At 61.4% G+C, this 13,890-nt stretch carries 12 protein-coding genes; 8 read left to right on the forward strand and 4 right to left on the reverse strand.

Features of this window, described 5'->3' with window-relative positions:
• Positions 1-21: 21 nt before the first annotated feature.
• The 4 genes from HU718_RS18335 (at position 22) to HU718_RS18350 (ending at position 6,163) form a co-directional block, all read left to right on the forward strand.
• Positions 22-921 (forward strand): LysR family transcriptional regulator, encoded by a 900-nt coding sequence (locus HU718_RS18335; RefSeq protein WP_150708760.1) that lies wholly within the window; start codon positions 22-24, stop codon positions 919-921.
• Positions 922-1,616: 695 nt separating this feature from the next.
• Positions 1,617-2,960 (forward strand): chromate efflux transporter, encoded by a 1,344-nt coding sequence (gene chrA, locus HU718_RS18340; protein ID WP_186614791.1) that lies wholly within the window; start codon positions 1,617-1,619, stop codon positions 2,958-2,960.
• A 408-nt stretch (positions 2,961-3,368) separates the two neighbouring features.
• Entirely contained in the window at positions 3,369-4,733 is a 1,365-nt protein-coding gene (locus HU718_RS18345; RefSeq protein WP_186614789.1) for a glutamine synthetase family protein, read from the forward strand.
• 146 nt (positions 4,734-4,879) lie between these two features.
• Positions 4,880-6,163 (forward strand): NAD(P)/FAD-dependent oxidoreductase, encoded by a 1,284-nt coding sequence (locus HU718_RS18350; protein WP_186614787.1) that lies wholly within the window; start codon positions 4,880-4,882, stop codon positions 6,161-6,163.
• Between the two features lie 105 nt (positions 6,164-6,268).
• Here the strand turns inward: HU718_RS18350 and HU718_RS18355 are convergent, their stop codons facing one another.
• Both HU718_RS18355 and HU718_RS18360 read right to left on the reverse strand, forming a co-directional pair.
• The gene (locus tag HU718_RS18355) at positions 6,269-7,054 is read right to left on the reverse strand and encodes a DeoR/GlpR family DNA-binding transcription regulator (protein ID WP_186614784.1); all 786 of its coding nucleotides are present in this window, start codon (positions 7,052-7,054) and stop codon (positions 6,269-6,271) included.
• Positions 7,055-7,307: 253 nt separating this feature from the next.
• Positions 7,308-8,201 (reverse strand): LysR family transcriptional regulator, encoded by an 894-nt coding sequence (locus tag HU718_RS18360; protein ID WP_186614782.1) that lies wholly within the window; start codon positions 8,199-8,201, stop codon positions 7,308-7,310.
• An 85-nt stretch (positions 8,202-8,286) separates the two neighbouring features.
• Between HU718_RS18360 and HU718_RS18365 the strand changes: the two genes are divergently transcribed.
• The gene (locus HU718_RS18365) at positions 8,287-9,063 is read left to right on the forward strand and encodes an NAD(P)H-dependent oxidoreductase (protein WP_186614780.1); all 777 of its coding nucleotides are present in this window, start codon (positions 8,287-8,289) and stop codon (positions 9,061-9,063) included.
• 64 nt (positions 9,064-9,127) lie between these two features.
• On the opposite strand, the gene HU718_RS18370 is transcribed toward HU718_RS18365, so the two are convergent.
• Positions 9,128-9,646 (reverse strand): transporter suffix domain-containing protein, encoded by a 519-nt coding sequence (locus HU718_RS18370; protein ID WP_016982834.1) that lies wholly within the window; start codon positions 9,644-9,646, stop codon positions 9,128-9,130.
• A 121-nt stretch (positions 9,647-9,767) separates the two neighbouring features.
• On the opposite strand from HU718_RS18370, the gene HU718_RS18375 reads away from it, so the two are divergent.
• Genes HU718_RS18375 through HU718_RS18385 form a run of 3 tightly spaced genes read left to right on the forward strand, consistent with a single transcriptional unit; the run spans position 9,768 to position 13,459 of the window.
• Positions 9,768-11,321, forward strand: a complete 1,554-nt coding sequence (locus HU718_RS18375) for an efflux transporter outer membrane subunit (protein ID WP_225936811.1) — start codon at positions 9,768-9,770, stop codon at positions 11,319-11,321.
• Positions 11,314-12,444, forward strand: coding sequence for an HlyD family secretion protein (locus HU718_RS18380; protein WP_186614778.1), 1,131 nt, complete (start codon positions 11,314-11,316; stop codon positions 12,442-12,444). The genes HU718_RS18375 and HU718_RS18380 overlap by 8 nt, the downstream gene beginning before the upstream one ends.
• Complete coding sequence (locus HU718_RS18385; RefSeq protein ID WP_150708752.1) at positions 12,434-13,459, forward strand: DUF2955 domain-containing protein; 1,026 nt, start codon at positions 12,434-12,436, stop codon at positions 13,457-13,459. The genes HU718_RS18380 and HU718_RS18385 overlap by 11 nt, the downstream gene beginning before the upstream one ends.
• On the opposite strand, the gene HU718_RS18390 is transcribed toward HU718_RS18385, so the two are convergent.
• Complete coding sequence (locus tag HU718_RS18390; protein WP_186614776.1) at positions 13,444-13,890, reverse strand: YMGG-like glycine zipper-containing protein; 447 nt, start codon at positions 13,888-13,890, stop codon at positions 13,444-13,446. The genes HU718_RS18385 and HU718_RS18390 overlap by 16 nt on opposite strands.

The raw sequence follows: 13,890 nt of genomic DNA on the forward strand, positions 1-13,890 counted from the left end.
TTCCATCGAGCAGGTGCCATCGTGGACATCAAGCAACTCAAGTTCCTGATCGCGCTGGACGAAACCCGCCACTTCGGCCAGGCCGCCGCACGCTGCCACATCACCCAACCGACGTTGTCGATGCGCCTGCGTAATCTGGAAGACGAGCTGGATCTGGTGCTGGTCAACCGTGGCCAGCGCTTTGAAGGTTTCACCCAGGCTGGCGAACGTGTGCTGGCCTGGGCGCGCACTTTGCTGGCGGCACACGATGGCTTGTTTGCCGAAGCGGCGGCGTGTCGCGGGCAACTGGTGGGCAGTTTGCGTCTGGGTCTGGTGCCGCTGAGCAGCTTCAATCCGGTCAATTACATTCAGGGTTTGTCGGGGACGTATCCGGAGTTGAAGTTCAGCCTGTCGTCGCTCAGTTCCGATGAGATCATCGCCAGGCTGGGCAACAATCAACTCGATCTGGGCGTGTGCTACCTCGACCACGTCAACCCGAACTATTTCGAGTTTTTCGAGATCGGTGAAACGCGCGTAGGGTTGCTCTACGACAACCGGCATTTCCATTTCGAAGGCTCGCAAATGAGCTGGGAAGAGGCCGCCGAGTTGCCGCTGGGCATGATCACTGCTGGCATGCATTACCGTAAATCCATCGACTTGAGCTTTCGCAGCCGTGGGCTCAGCCCGCAGCCGATCATGGAAAGCGATTCGACTTATCAACTGTTGCAGGCGATTCACCAAGGTTTCTGCTGCGCGATCATGCCGCTGGACAGTGGGCTTGAGGAGCCGATCGAGCACCTGTCGTTCATGCAATTGCCGGATGCCAGTGTGCTGGCGCCATTGGGGCTGGTGATGCGCAAGACCGAACCGCGTTCGGCGATTGCCGAGAAATGTTTTGCCGAGGCGCGGAAGTTGTTTGGGGTTGAAGTGTCTGCCGAATAATCGTCGTTGAATGTCATGCCCTCATCGCGAGCAGGCTCACTCCTACAGGGGAACGCATTCCAAATGTAGGAGTGAGCCTGCTCGCGATGAGGCCGGACCAGCCAATACACATCTCGGTTGATCGACCAAAGCAATCACCACATCGGAACAAGCGATTGGACGCGTTTTTAACGCCCCGCGAATCTATAGCCCGATCCCGGAGTTTTCTGCATGAGCCCCACGCTCACCCAGGGGTTCTCACTGGGTCGAGGGCCGGGAATGCGGTCGGGATGCGGCGTTGCGCTGGAGTCTGGCGCATGCCTGAAAAGCAAAAGCCCCTCACCCTAGCCCTCTCCCTGAGGGAGAGGGGACTGATTGGGGGATATTGCAGAAGTACGCCGACGTGAAGGAGTTGTGGTGAATCCACAATCGATGGGATCTTTCCGGTCATGGAGAACGGCAGACACCTCGGTCGGCCCCTTCGGGTGACCATCAAATCCATAATCGACTCGATCTTTCAGGTCGACGGATAACGCCAGACACCGCGGTCGGCCCCTTCGGGTGACCATCAAATCCATAATCGACTCGATTTTTCAGGTCGATGGATAACGCCAGACACCGCGGTCGGCTCCCTCTCCCTCTGGGAGAGGGCTGGGGTGAGGGTTGAAAGTCTGATTAGATAGCCGCTCCGCCAGGACCCAACTCCGGAGTCTCGCTTGAGCACAGCGCCGAACAACCTGCACCGCCCCGATCCCGTCACCCTGCGCCAGGCCTGGCGCTTCTGGCTGAAACTCGGCTGCATCGGTTTCGGCGGCCCGGCCGGGCAGATCGCGATCATGCATCAGGAGTTGGTCGAGCGCCGACGCTGGATCTCTGAAAAGCGTTTTCTGCACGCGCTCAACTACTGCATGTTGCTGCCTGGCCCCGAGGCTCAGCAATTGGCGACGTACATCGGCTGGCTGTTGCATCGCACTTGGGGCGGTGTCATCGCCGGTGCGCTGTTTGTGCTGCCGTCGTTGTTCATTCTGATCGCGTTGTCCTGGCTGTACGTTGCCTTCGGTGACGTGCCGGCAGTGGCCGGGGTGTTTTACGGGATCAAACCGGCCATCACCGCGATTGTCCTGCACGCCGCACATCGCATCGGCTCGCGTGCTTTGAAGAATGCTTGGCTGTGGGCGATTGCCGGGGCGTCGTTCGTGGCGATTTTCGCCTTCAACGTGCCCTTCCCTTTGATCGTCCTCGGGGCTGCGCTGATCGGCTATATGGGCGGACGTTTCGCACCGCAGCGGTTCAGCAACGGTGGTGCGCGCAACAGCGAAAAATCCTTCGGCCCGGCGTTGATCGACGACGATACGCCGGCGCCGGAACACGCCCGTTTCAGCCTGCCGAAGCTGCTGCGCCTGGGGTTGGTCGGCGCAGTGCTCTGGTGTTTACCGATGGCGTTGTTGACAGCATTGTTCGGCTGGGACGGCACCTTCACGCAAATGGCCTGGTTCTTCACCAAAGCCGCGCTGCTCACGTTTGGCGGCGCCTACGCGGTGCTGCCTTACGTCTATCAGGGCGCCGTCGGGCATTACGGCTGGTTGACGCCGACGCAGATGATCGACGGCCTCGCCCTCGGCGAAACCACCCCGGGCCCGCTGATCATGGTGGTGGCGTTTGTCGGTTTCGTCGGTGCCTACGTGCAACCGACGTTCGGCCCCGAACATGCCTTTGCTGCCGGCACACTGGCAGCAACCCTGGTGACCTGGTTCACCTTTCTGCCCTCGTTTCTGTTCATTCTGGCCGGCGGGCCATTGGTGGAATCGACGCACAACGAACTGAAGTTCACCGCACCGCTGACGGCAATCACCGCTGCCGTGGTCGGGGTGATTGTGAATCTGGCGTTTTTTTTCGCCTATCACGTGTTCTGGCCGAACGGTTTTGCCGGGGCGCTGGATCTGTTTTCGCTGATGCTGGCGGTTGCGGCAGCATTGGCGCTGTTCGTTTTCAAGCGCGGTGTGATCAGTGTGTTGATCGTTTGCGCCCTCGCCGGGCTGGGCTTTCATCTGATGCGTTGAACCCTGGCCTGCGAATCTCCCGTTTACACGCCCGCGAATTCCCCCTTACTATCCGGGCACACCGGTCGGCGGGTCAGCCCGCCACCGACGTTTTCCGCCAACGGAAACACGCGTTATGAGTACGTCACCACAACAACGAAAATCGTTGAACGTCTCTACCCTGCGCGCCCTCTCCCACAGGGGCGGCGTATGAATCGTATCGTCAATCTCCCCATGGCCCTGCGCCGTTCCAAGCTGCGTCACTCCGCACGCCCGCCGGATATCGCCCGGTCTGTCTGATCGCGTCCGTTAAAGAACCGCGACAGCCCCCTGCTTCTTGATATCCCTGCCAGGACAGCCACGCCTATTGCTGCGTCGTGTCCGGCCCGAATCTGCGCGCCTGTGCGGCGCCATCGTGAGTGATTGATTATGAAATTCGCAGCCATCGAAGACGCACACCTGTTCCTTGAACAGAACCCCGATATCGACATGATCGAGCTGTTCATTCTCGACGCCAACGGCGTGCCGCGCGGCAAGCTGTTGCACCGCGAAGAACTGCTCGCTGTATACGAAAGCGGTCGACCGCTACCGAGCACCATCCTCGGTCTGACCGTGCAGGGTGAAGACGTCGAGAACTCCGGTCTGGTCTGGGACGTCGGCGATATCGACTGCCGCGCCTACCCGCTGGAAGGCAGCCTGGTGCGCCTGCCATGGCGGCAGATTCCGACCGCCGCCGTGCAGGTCAGCATGCACCCGACCGAGGGCATGCCAGCGAGCATCGCCGACCCTCGGCACTTGCTGATCAAGGTCATCGACGGCCTCAAAGCCGAGGGTTATTACCCGGTGATGGCTTGCGAACTGGAGTTCTACCTGCTCGATGCCAAACGCGATCACAACGGCCGCCCACAACCGGCGCTGGACGCTGACGGTGGTCGACCGCGACACACTCAGGTGTACGGTTTGCGTGAGCTGGAACAGATCGAACCGTTCCTCGCCGACCTCTACGGCGCCTGCAAACTGCACGGCATTCCGGCGCGCACAGCGATTTCCGAATACGCGCCGGGTCAGGTGGAAATCACCCTCGAACATGGCGACGCATTGGAGGCGATGGACCAGGCCGTGCGCTACAAACGGCTGGTCAAAGCCATCGCCCACAAGCACGGCATGCAGGCGACCTTCATGGCCAAGCCGTTCGATGATCTGGCCGGCACTGGCATGCACATGCACGTGAGTCTGGCCGATGGCGCGGGGCAAAATCTGTTCGCCTCCGAAGACCCGGCCGGCACGCCGCTGCTGCGCACGGCGATTGGCGGCATGCTCGCGTCGTTGCTCGACTCGTTGCTGCTGTTCTGCCCGAACGCCAACTCGTATCGACGCTTCCAGGCCAACAGCTACGCACCGCTGGCGCCGACCTGGGGCGTCGACAACCGCACCGTCAGCCTGCGCGTACCCGGTGGCCCGGCCAACACTCGGCACATCGAACACCGCATCTGCGGCGCCGATGCCAACCCGTATCTGGCAGCGGCGGCGATCCTCGCCGGGATTCATCGTGGCATTCGTGAAGACCTTGATCCCGGTGCGCCGGTTGAGGGCAATGGTTATGCGCAGGCGAAGGAATTGTTGCCGACCGATTGGTTGACCTCGCTGCAGGCGCTGGAGAATTCGGTGTGGGCACGGGATGCCTTGGGGCAGGAATTTCTCGGGGTGTATCTGGCGGTGAAACGTGCCGAGTACCAGCAGTTCATGGCGGAGGTGGGTGAGCAGGATTGGCGGTGGTATCTCACCGAAGCCTGAAGACTCACCACTACCCCCTGTAGGAGTGAGCCTGCTCGCGATGAGGCCATGTCAGTCAAATCATCTGTGAATGACACACCGCTATCGCGAGCAGGCTCACTCCTACAGGGACCGCGTACAACCTAAGAATTTGTGTGGACACTGACATGACCGAACGCTGCAACTCCTACTACACCGCCACCCTCAACCAGGACACCAACTACCCGACCCTGCAAGGCCGGCACAAGGTTGATGTGGTAATTATCGGCGGCGGTTTCACCGGCGTTGCCACCGCTGTCGAACTCGCCGAAAAAGGCCTTAAAGTCGCTATCGTCGAGAGCCACAAGATCGGCTGGGGCGCCACCGGGCGCAATGGCGGACAAGTTACCGGCAGCCTTTCCGGTGACGGCGCGATGCGCAAACAGATGCGCCCGAAGCTCGGCGACGACGTCGATGATTTCATCTGGCACCTGCGCTGGCGCGGGCATGAAATCATCCAGCAACGCGTCGAGAAATACGGCATTCAATGCGACCTCAAACACGGCCATTTACACGCCGCGTACAAGCCCAGCCACATGACTGACTTGCGCAAGGATTACGAAGAAGCCGTACGGCGCGGATTAGGCGATGAAGTCAGCCTGCTCGACCGCAGTCAGGTGCGTGATCTGCTGCAGAGCGACCTCTACCACGGCGCAATCAAGAACATCCGCAACATGCATCTGCATCCGCTCAACCTGTGCATCGGTGAAGCGCGGGCGGCGGAAAGTCTTGGCGCGCTGATCTTCGAAAACAGCGAAGTGCTGGAGATCATTCACGGCGCTACGCCCGGTGTGCGCACGGCTCACGGGCAGATCGATGCAAATCAGGTGATGCTCGCCGGCGACGTCTACCACAAGCTCGAACCGGGGCAGCTCAAGGGCAAGATTTTCCCGGCCATGGGCGGGATCGTCACCACCGCGCCACTGGGCGATCTGGCAAAACAGATCAACCCCGAAGACCTTGCGGTGTATGACTGCCGTTTCGTCCTCGACTACTACCGCCTCACCGCCGACGGCCGCCTGTTGTTCGGTGGTGGTGCCAACTACAGTGGCAAGGATTCACGGGACATCGCCGCCGAACTGCGCCCGTGCATCGAGCAGACCTTCCCGGCGCTCAAAGGTGTGCAGATCGATTACCAGTGGAGCTGCGCGATGGGCATCGTCATCAACCGCATTCCGCAACTGGGCAAGCTCTCGGACAACGTCTGGTACTGCCAGGGCTATTCGGGGCACGGCATCGCGACGACGCACATCATGGGCGAAATCATGAGTCGGGCGATCACCGGGCAACTGGAGCAGTTCGATACGTTTGCCCAGTGCCAGCACATTCGCGTGCCGATGGGGGATTTGTTGGGCAATCCGTTGTTGGCGGCGGGGATGTGGTATTACCAGATGCTTGAAAAGTTGCGGTGATTGCACTGTCCCTATCGCGAGCAGGCTCACTCCTACATTATGGAATGCGATCTCCTGTAGGAGTGAGCCTGCTCGCGATGAGGTCATCAACCCCACCACAAAACCTCAATCCGGCAACTGCTCCACCACAATCCCCAACCGCCGATAATCCTCGACACTCCCCGACGCTACATGCCGCTCGGTAATCAGCGTATGCAGGCGCGTACACGGCGCCACCACAAACGGTTCCACCGCTCCCAACTTGTCCGCCGTGGTCACTGCAATCACTCGCGTCGCGCCATCAAGCATCGCCTGCTTTACCGGCACTTCATCGAAATGCAGCGAGGTGATCCCCACCTCCGGATGAATCGCACACACCCCGGTAATCGCCAGATCCGCCCTGATCCCTGCGAGCAAACGCAGCGCCTCATGCCCACCCGCCGCCATCGTCCGTGGATTCAGCTGGCCGCCAGCGAGAATCACTTTCACTGCCTTGAATTCGGACAAGGCAATCGCCGTCATCGGCGAAGCAGTCACCGCCGTGATGCTGATATCTGCACGCAACGAGCGCGCCACTTGTAGCGTGGTCGAGCCGGAATCGAACAGCACAATCTGCCCGTCCTCAATCTCCTGCGCCGCTCTTTGCGCCAAACGGATCTTGACCTCATCCGTCTCGTCCAGCCGCGTGAAGTAATCCTTTCCGGAATCCTTCGGACGCGGCAACGCCCCGCCGTGCACGCGCTGCACCAGCCCGGCATTGTCCAGTTCGGACAGGTCACGGCGGATCGTGTCCTCGGACACCGCGAAGTGTTGGCTCAACTCGGACGCCATGACTTTGCCGTCGCGTTCGAGCAGTAAAAGGATTTTCTGCCGGCGCAGGGATGGCAGTTCAGCCGCTGAATGATCGTGCATGGTTGTGCCTGTTTGTGCTTGTAGTTGCAGGTTTCGCGAGACTAACCAAAGCCTCGGGCAAAAACAAATCGGCAGGTATCGATTGTTTCGATCTTTGGAATCAATAAGGCGAATTTTTTCTTTGCTTTCAACCTGTTCAGAATGACCCCACTCTAAAAGTCTCAGGATGAACACCTCATGAATCTCAATTTTGCATTTGCGTGCATGATCGTCGTGTCGTTTGCGATTGCCTTGGGCCACGCCTGACAACGTCTCAGACCGACGCCAGCAAATGCTCGCGCAGCCATTTGTGCGCCGGATCGCGGTGCGAGCGTTCGCCCCAGAACATCGCCATTTCGTAACCGGGCACCTCCAGCGGCGCGTCGACCACTTGCAATGCCGGGTTGCCACGCACCAGTCGTGACGGCAGCATCGCCACCAGATCGGTGCTGGCCAACACCGACATCGCCATCAGAAAGTGCGGCACCGACAGCACCACTTTGCGCATCAGCCCGACATCGGCCAACGCCCGGTCGGTCACCCCGAAAAAGCCCCCACCCTCGCGCGACACCATCACGTGCTCCAGCGCGCAGAACTGTTTGCGTGTGGGTGCAGACTTCAGCCCCGGATGGCCGATTCGACCTGCCAGTACATAACGCTCGGTAAACAGCGGCCGTCGGTGCAACTCCGGCGGCGCGTCTTCGCTAATGTGCAGCGCCAGATCGAACACGCCCTGCTCGGCCTGTTTGACCAAATGCGCCGGCGTCAGATCGATCACCGCCAGCCGCGTGCCCGGCGCCTGTTCGCGCAAACCGCGCAGGGCCGGCAGCACCACCGTCGACTCGCCGTAATCCGTCGCGGCGATTTTCCAGGTGTGCGTCGCCTGCGCCGGGTCGAACGCACTGGCCGGCGCCACCGCCCGCTCCAACGCTTCCAGTGCCTCGCGCAACGGTTCACGCAACTCATCGGCGCGCGCCGTCGGGCGCATGCCGCGCGGCCCGGGCAACAGCAGCGGATCGCCGAAGATGTCGCGCAGCTTGGCCAAATGCACACTCACCGAAGGCTGCGACAGATTCAACCGTTGGGCCGCGCGGGTGACGTTGTGCTCCGACAGCAACACATCGAGGGTCAACAGCAGATTGATATCCAGCCGTCTTAAATTATTCATGGCTATACCAGACATATCAGACATTCATTTCCAATATACCGGTTGAACGCCGATCCTGCTGTCACTCAGCCAACGGAGTTGCAACATGAACGTATTACTGGTTTACGCCCACCCGGAACCAACATCCCTCAACGGCGCGCTGCGCGACTTCACCGTCCAGCGCCTGCAAGCCGCCGGCCACAACGTGCAGGTCTCCGACCTCTACGCGATGAACTGGAAAGCCACCCTTGACGCCGATGACGCGCCGGAACGCGATACGACGAAACCGTTTCACGCCTCCCTCGACTCAAAGGTCGCCTACGCCGAAGGCACCCAATCCGCCGACATTGCTGGCGAACAGGAAAAACTGCTGTGGGCCGATGCACTGATCCTGCAGTTTCCACTCTGGTGGTTCACCATGCCGGCGATTCTCAAAGGCTGGGTCGATCGCGTGTATGCCTACGGCTTTGCCTACGGCGTCGGCGAGCACTCCGACAGCCGCTGGGGCGAGCGTTATGGCGAAGGCAAAATGAAAGGCAAACGGGCGATGTTGATGGTCACCACCGGTGGCTGGGAGTCGCATTACGCCCCGCGCGGGATCAACGGGCCAATCGATGATCTGCTGTTTCCGATTCAGCATGGCGTTCTCTACTACCCTGGTTTTGACGTGCTGCCGCCCTTCCTGACCTATCGTGTCAGCCGGATGGATGAAGCGCGGTTCACCGAGACGACCGAGGCGTTGGGCCAGCGTCTGGACGAGTTATGGAGTACACGGCCAATTGCATTTCGGCAGCAGAACGCGGGGGAGTACGACATTCCTGCGTTGACCCTCAAGGATCACGTTGCGCCGGATCTAGTGGGCTTTGCCGCCCACATCCGCTGACCTCACGCCTACCTTGTGGTGAGGGGTTTTATCCCCCCGCCACAATGGCTCTAGCAATCAACGTTCAAACGGACACCACCTTCGCCGTACGCACAAAAAGTGCATGGGCCTTGTCCCAGAAATTGCCGCCCAGCACAAAGAAGCTGCCGATGAACATAAGATCCCCGAGCATCTGCATCTGCCACAGATTGGGCCGCAACCCCGGCCAGAAATTATCGAAATACGGTTCCAGAAACGACGACAGCAACGGCAGGCAAAACATCACCACGCCCACCCGATGCCGCAGTGGCGAGACTTCAGCGACAGGCGTCGGAAGCATCCCCGAGACATGTCGGCCAATGGTGCGTTTGAGCTCGGCAAACCCGGCCTTGCCCATCACTGCGATGACCACCAGCAACAGCACCTTGTTACTGATAAAGAGCACGCCGGTCAGCGCCGCGACTTTCGAACCGGGCACGTCGAGGGCGGCGGCCAGTGGCACCATCAGCCACGAGCCCAGCATCAGGCAAATGATCGCCACGCCAACCTTGAAGCGCCAGGTGGCAGCGGGGGTCGGTGTCAGCGGATCTTGGACAGTTTCCATGGTTTTATACCTGTTTGGGTGGGGTGCAGACGCCTGAAAAGCGTAGCAGCAGATTCACCTGAACAACTTGCAATTCGCCGTCTATGCTCCACTGATATTTGCGGGTCAGGGACATAACGCAATGCCTTCAACAACAGCCCTGCTGACGCGGCCCGGTTACCTGTTGTTGCTTGGCGCCTTGAGTGTCAGCAGCTGCGTACGCCTGGGACCGGACTTTCAGGCGCCGGGCGAAGCGTGGAGCAAGCAGTGGAACAGCGCGGCACTGGAGCAGGCCAGCGAACGCGCTGCCCAACCGGATCTGCGCCAGTGGTGGCAGGTATTTGCCGACCCGATACTCGACCGCCTGATCGCCGCCGCCGATGCGCATAACAGCAGCCTGAAAATCGCCGGCCTGCGGGTACTCGAAGCCCGCGCCCAACTGGGCGTCGCCGAAAGCGGTCGCTACCCGCAGCTGCAACAGGTCGGGGTCGACAGCCTGTATGTCGACCGTCGTCAGTCGGGCGGCAGCAATCCTCAGGATCTGCACTTCTGGCAGCACAGCGCCGCGTTCGATGTCGGTTGGGAGCTGGATTTCTGGGGCCGCTTCAGCCGTGCCATCGAATCCTCGGACGCCAGCTATTTCGCCGCACAGGCCAACTACGAGGACGCCCTCGTACTCCTGCGCGCGCAAGTCGCCGACACCTATTTCTCCCTGCGCACCACCGAGGCACGACTGCGCGTTGCCCGGGAAAACGCCGTGCAGCAAAAACGCAATTTCGAGATCACCGAAAAACTCTTCAACAGCGGCCAGAGCGCCGAGCTCGACCTGCAGCAGGCAAAGACCCAATACCTCGGCACGCTGAGCAGCATTCCGGCCTTCGAGGATCAACTGTTGCGCACGCGCAACGCTCTGGCGGTGCTGGTTGGCCAGCCGCCCGGTGGCGCAGCATTGCTGGCCGAGCAAACCGGGCTGATCCCGCTGACGGATCGCGCCGTACTGCAGGACGTTCCGGCCAACCTGCTGCTGCGCCGCCCGGACGTGCGTGCGGCGGAACTGAATGTCGCCGCGCAATCGGCGCTGGTCGGGGTCGCCGAAACCGATCTGTATCCGTCGCTGACCTTACTCGGCAGCATCGTCTGGTCGAGCGATACCCTCGGCGCCACTCCGCGCAGCTTCGACCTGATCGGCGGCCCGAGCCTGCGCTGGAACATCTTCGATTACGGGCGCATCCGCAACAACGTGCGGGTCCAGGACGCGCGTTTGCAGCAACTGATCGAGGCCTACCGCGACAAGGTTCGCCAGGCCGCACGCGAGGCTGACGATGCCGCCAGCGGCCTGAGTAAAGCGTTGGAGCGCGAACGCATTCTGCGTGAAGCCGAAGGTGCGGCGCGGCGCTCGCTGGTGCTCGCCAACACGCAATACCGCGAAGGCTATTCGGACTTTCAGCGGGTACTCGATGCGCAACGCGCACTGCTGGAATTGCAGGACAACTATCTGGTCAGCCGCAGCAACGCCGTGAGCAACCTGATCGCCCTCTACAAATCCCTGGGTGGCGGTTGGCAAAGCACTTCGCCGCAGGTCGACGAACCGACCCGCGAACAGATGCAACAACGCACAAATTGGGGCGACTTGCTCACCGCGCCGCCCGCCCAACCGCTGTATCCACTCCCGTCGCAGGACAGCCGCCATGACTGACGCCGCACCTCCCGCCCCGGCTCCGACTCCCGCGCCAGCCCCGACCGATCCGGCAAAAAAAGGCATCCGCTGGGTGCTGCTGGTGATTGTGCTGAGCCTGGCCTGGTATCTGCTCGCCGACCGCTACACGCCTTATACCCAGCAGGCGCGGGTCGGCGCATTCGTGATCCCGGTGGCGGCAGAAGTCGCCGGTCGGGTGATCCGGGTCAACGTGCGCAACAATCAGGACGTCAAGGCTGGCGACGTGCTCTTTGAACTCGACCCGCAGCCGCTGCAAATCGCCGTGGATCGGGCGAAAGCCGATCTGGAGTCGACCCGCCGTCAGGTCGGCGCCAGCACCGCCGGCATCGCTTCGGCGCAAGCCTCGCTACGCGCCGCGCAAGCCAACGAACTCAAGACGCGGCAAGACAATCAACGCCTCGAAGGTTTGTACAAACAGGATCCGGGCACCATCTCCGTGCGCTTGCTTGAAGTTTCGCGAGCGAACCGCGAACAGGCGGTCGCCCAGGTCGCCGCCGCCCGCGCCGAGGTGCAACGCGCCCAGGAACAGGAAGGTGGCAACACCGAGACCAACGCGCAATTGCGCAGCGCCGCTTCGGCACTGGCCAAGGCCGAACTGGACCTGGCCAACACCCGCATCGGTGCGCGTTCGGCCGGATTGATCACTGACCTGCGCACCGACGTCGGCCAGTTCACTGCGGCTGGCAGCCCGGTGATGACCTTGATTGCCATCCACGACGTATGGATCAGCGCCGACCTCACCGAAAACAACCTTGGCCGTGTGCAACCCGGAACGCCGGTGGCCATCGTCCTCGACGCGTTGCCCGGCGCAGTACTTGATGGGCAGGTGCGCAGCGTCGGTTATGGCGTCAGCGTCGGCCAGACACCCGCGCCGGGCACCCTGCCAAGCATTCAGAACAGCCGCGACTGGTTACGTCCGGCGCAGCGTTTTCCGGTGATCATCGAGTTCACGCCAGAGGCGAAGAAACGCCTGATCGACAGCCGCGCGATCCGTGCCGGTGGTCAGGCTGAAGTCATGGCCTTCCCCACCGAAGGCAACCCGCTCAATCCGCTGGGGCGGCTGTTTGTCGGGCTGATGAGCTGGCTGTCGTATGCCTACTGAGCGCAGCGTCCCGGCGCAACGAGCGTTGCGCCTGGCGTTCGGCACGGCGCTGTGCACCGCCGCCAGTTATGCGCTGGCGCTGCCGCTGGCGTTTATCTCGCCGGTGTTGGCGGTGCTGCTGCTGGCCAGCCTGCCCCGACCATTGCCGCTCAAAGGTGCGCTGGTGCTAGCGTTGGTCGCGGCGCTCACCACCAGCATCGGCCTGCTGCTGATGCCGCTGCTGCGTTACTACCCGGTGAGTGGCGTGTTGTTGATCGGCCTCGGTTTGTTTCTGGTGTTCCGCTTTGGTTTGCGCGGCGGCAACCCGCTGATCGTGACCTTTCTGGTGATCGGCATGACCATGATCTCCGCCGCCGGGTTCGCTGAATTCGATCTGGCGATAGCGGTGATTGGTGCGTTGGTCAAAGGCCTGTTGCTGGCAGTCGCGGTGGTTGGCGTCAGCCACGCATTATTCCCGGAACCGGCAAACAGCCCCGTCCCACCCAAGCCGCCCGCCATGCCCGCCGACGAGGTACCGCGCGTGGCCCTGCGCGCCACGCTGATCGTGCTGCCGACCTTTTTGCTGGCCCTGAGCGACCCGGCCAGCTACATGCCGATCATCCTCAAAGCCGTCAGCCTCGGCCAGCAAAGCTCCACGACAAACACTCATCACGCGGGGCGCGAACTGGTCGGCTCGACCCTGCTCGCCGGCGTTTTGGCGGTGCTGGTGTGGTGCGGATTAAGCCTTTTCGTGCACTTGTGGATGTTCTTCCTGTGGATGTTGCTGATCGGGCTATGGCTGGCGCGCAAACTCTATCGCCTCAGCCCGACGCAATTCAGCCCGGGGTTCTGGCTCAACACCCTGATAACAATGATCATCCTGCTCGGCCAATCGGTGCAGGACAGCGCGGCAGGCAAAGACGTCTACACAGCATTTGCCGTGCGCATGGCCCTGTTTATCCTGGTAACGCTTTACGGCGTTTTGATGATGCACCTGCTCCATGGGCACAGAACCCGCCGTCAAGGCGTGACCTGATAGCCGCGTCCTTGCAAACACCCGGTGTAGGCACTGGAACTGGCCGCTGCATCGGTTTTGCTCTGCGCGCGCCGCTCTTGCCGCTGTCGAGAGCCACCGACTACCGCACCGGCCGCGGCGGTTTGCTGCGCACGGTTCTGTCGGTAATCCTGCTTGCGATCATCGTCGACGCGATCGTAAACCTCGTCGTGTTGACGACCGCGGACTTCAGAACCTGCGGCTCCGGCGGCGGCACCGACAGCGGCGCCCTTGAGACGGCCGCCGGTTTGCGGTGTGGACGTCGTTGAAGTCGAGGCGATGGAGTGGCAGTCGTTGATGTCGATCTGGGTTTGCTGGGAGGTCTGACCTTTGAGCGGGACGATGGATTCGGCGCTGGCTTGAGTGGTTAATATCGCAGCGATCAAGAGTGGGAGGAACGGTAGGCGATTCAT

The organism is Pseudomonas tensinigenes (genome assembly GCF_014268445.2).
In the GTDB taxonomy this organism is placed as follows: domain Bacteria; phylum Pseudomonadota; class Gammaproteobacteria; order Pseudomonadales; family Pseudomonadaceae; genus Aquipseudomonas; species Aquipseudomonas tensinigenes.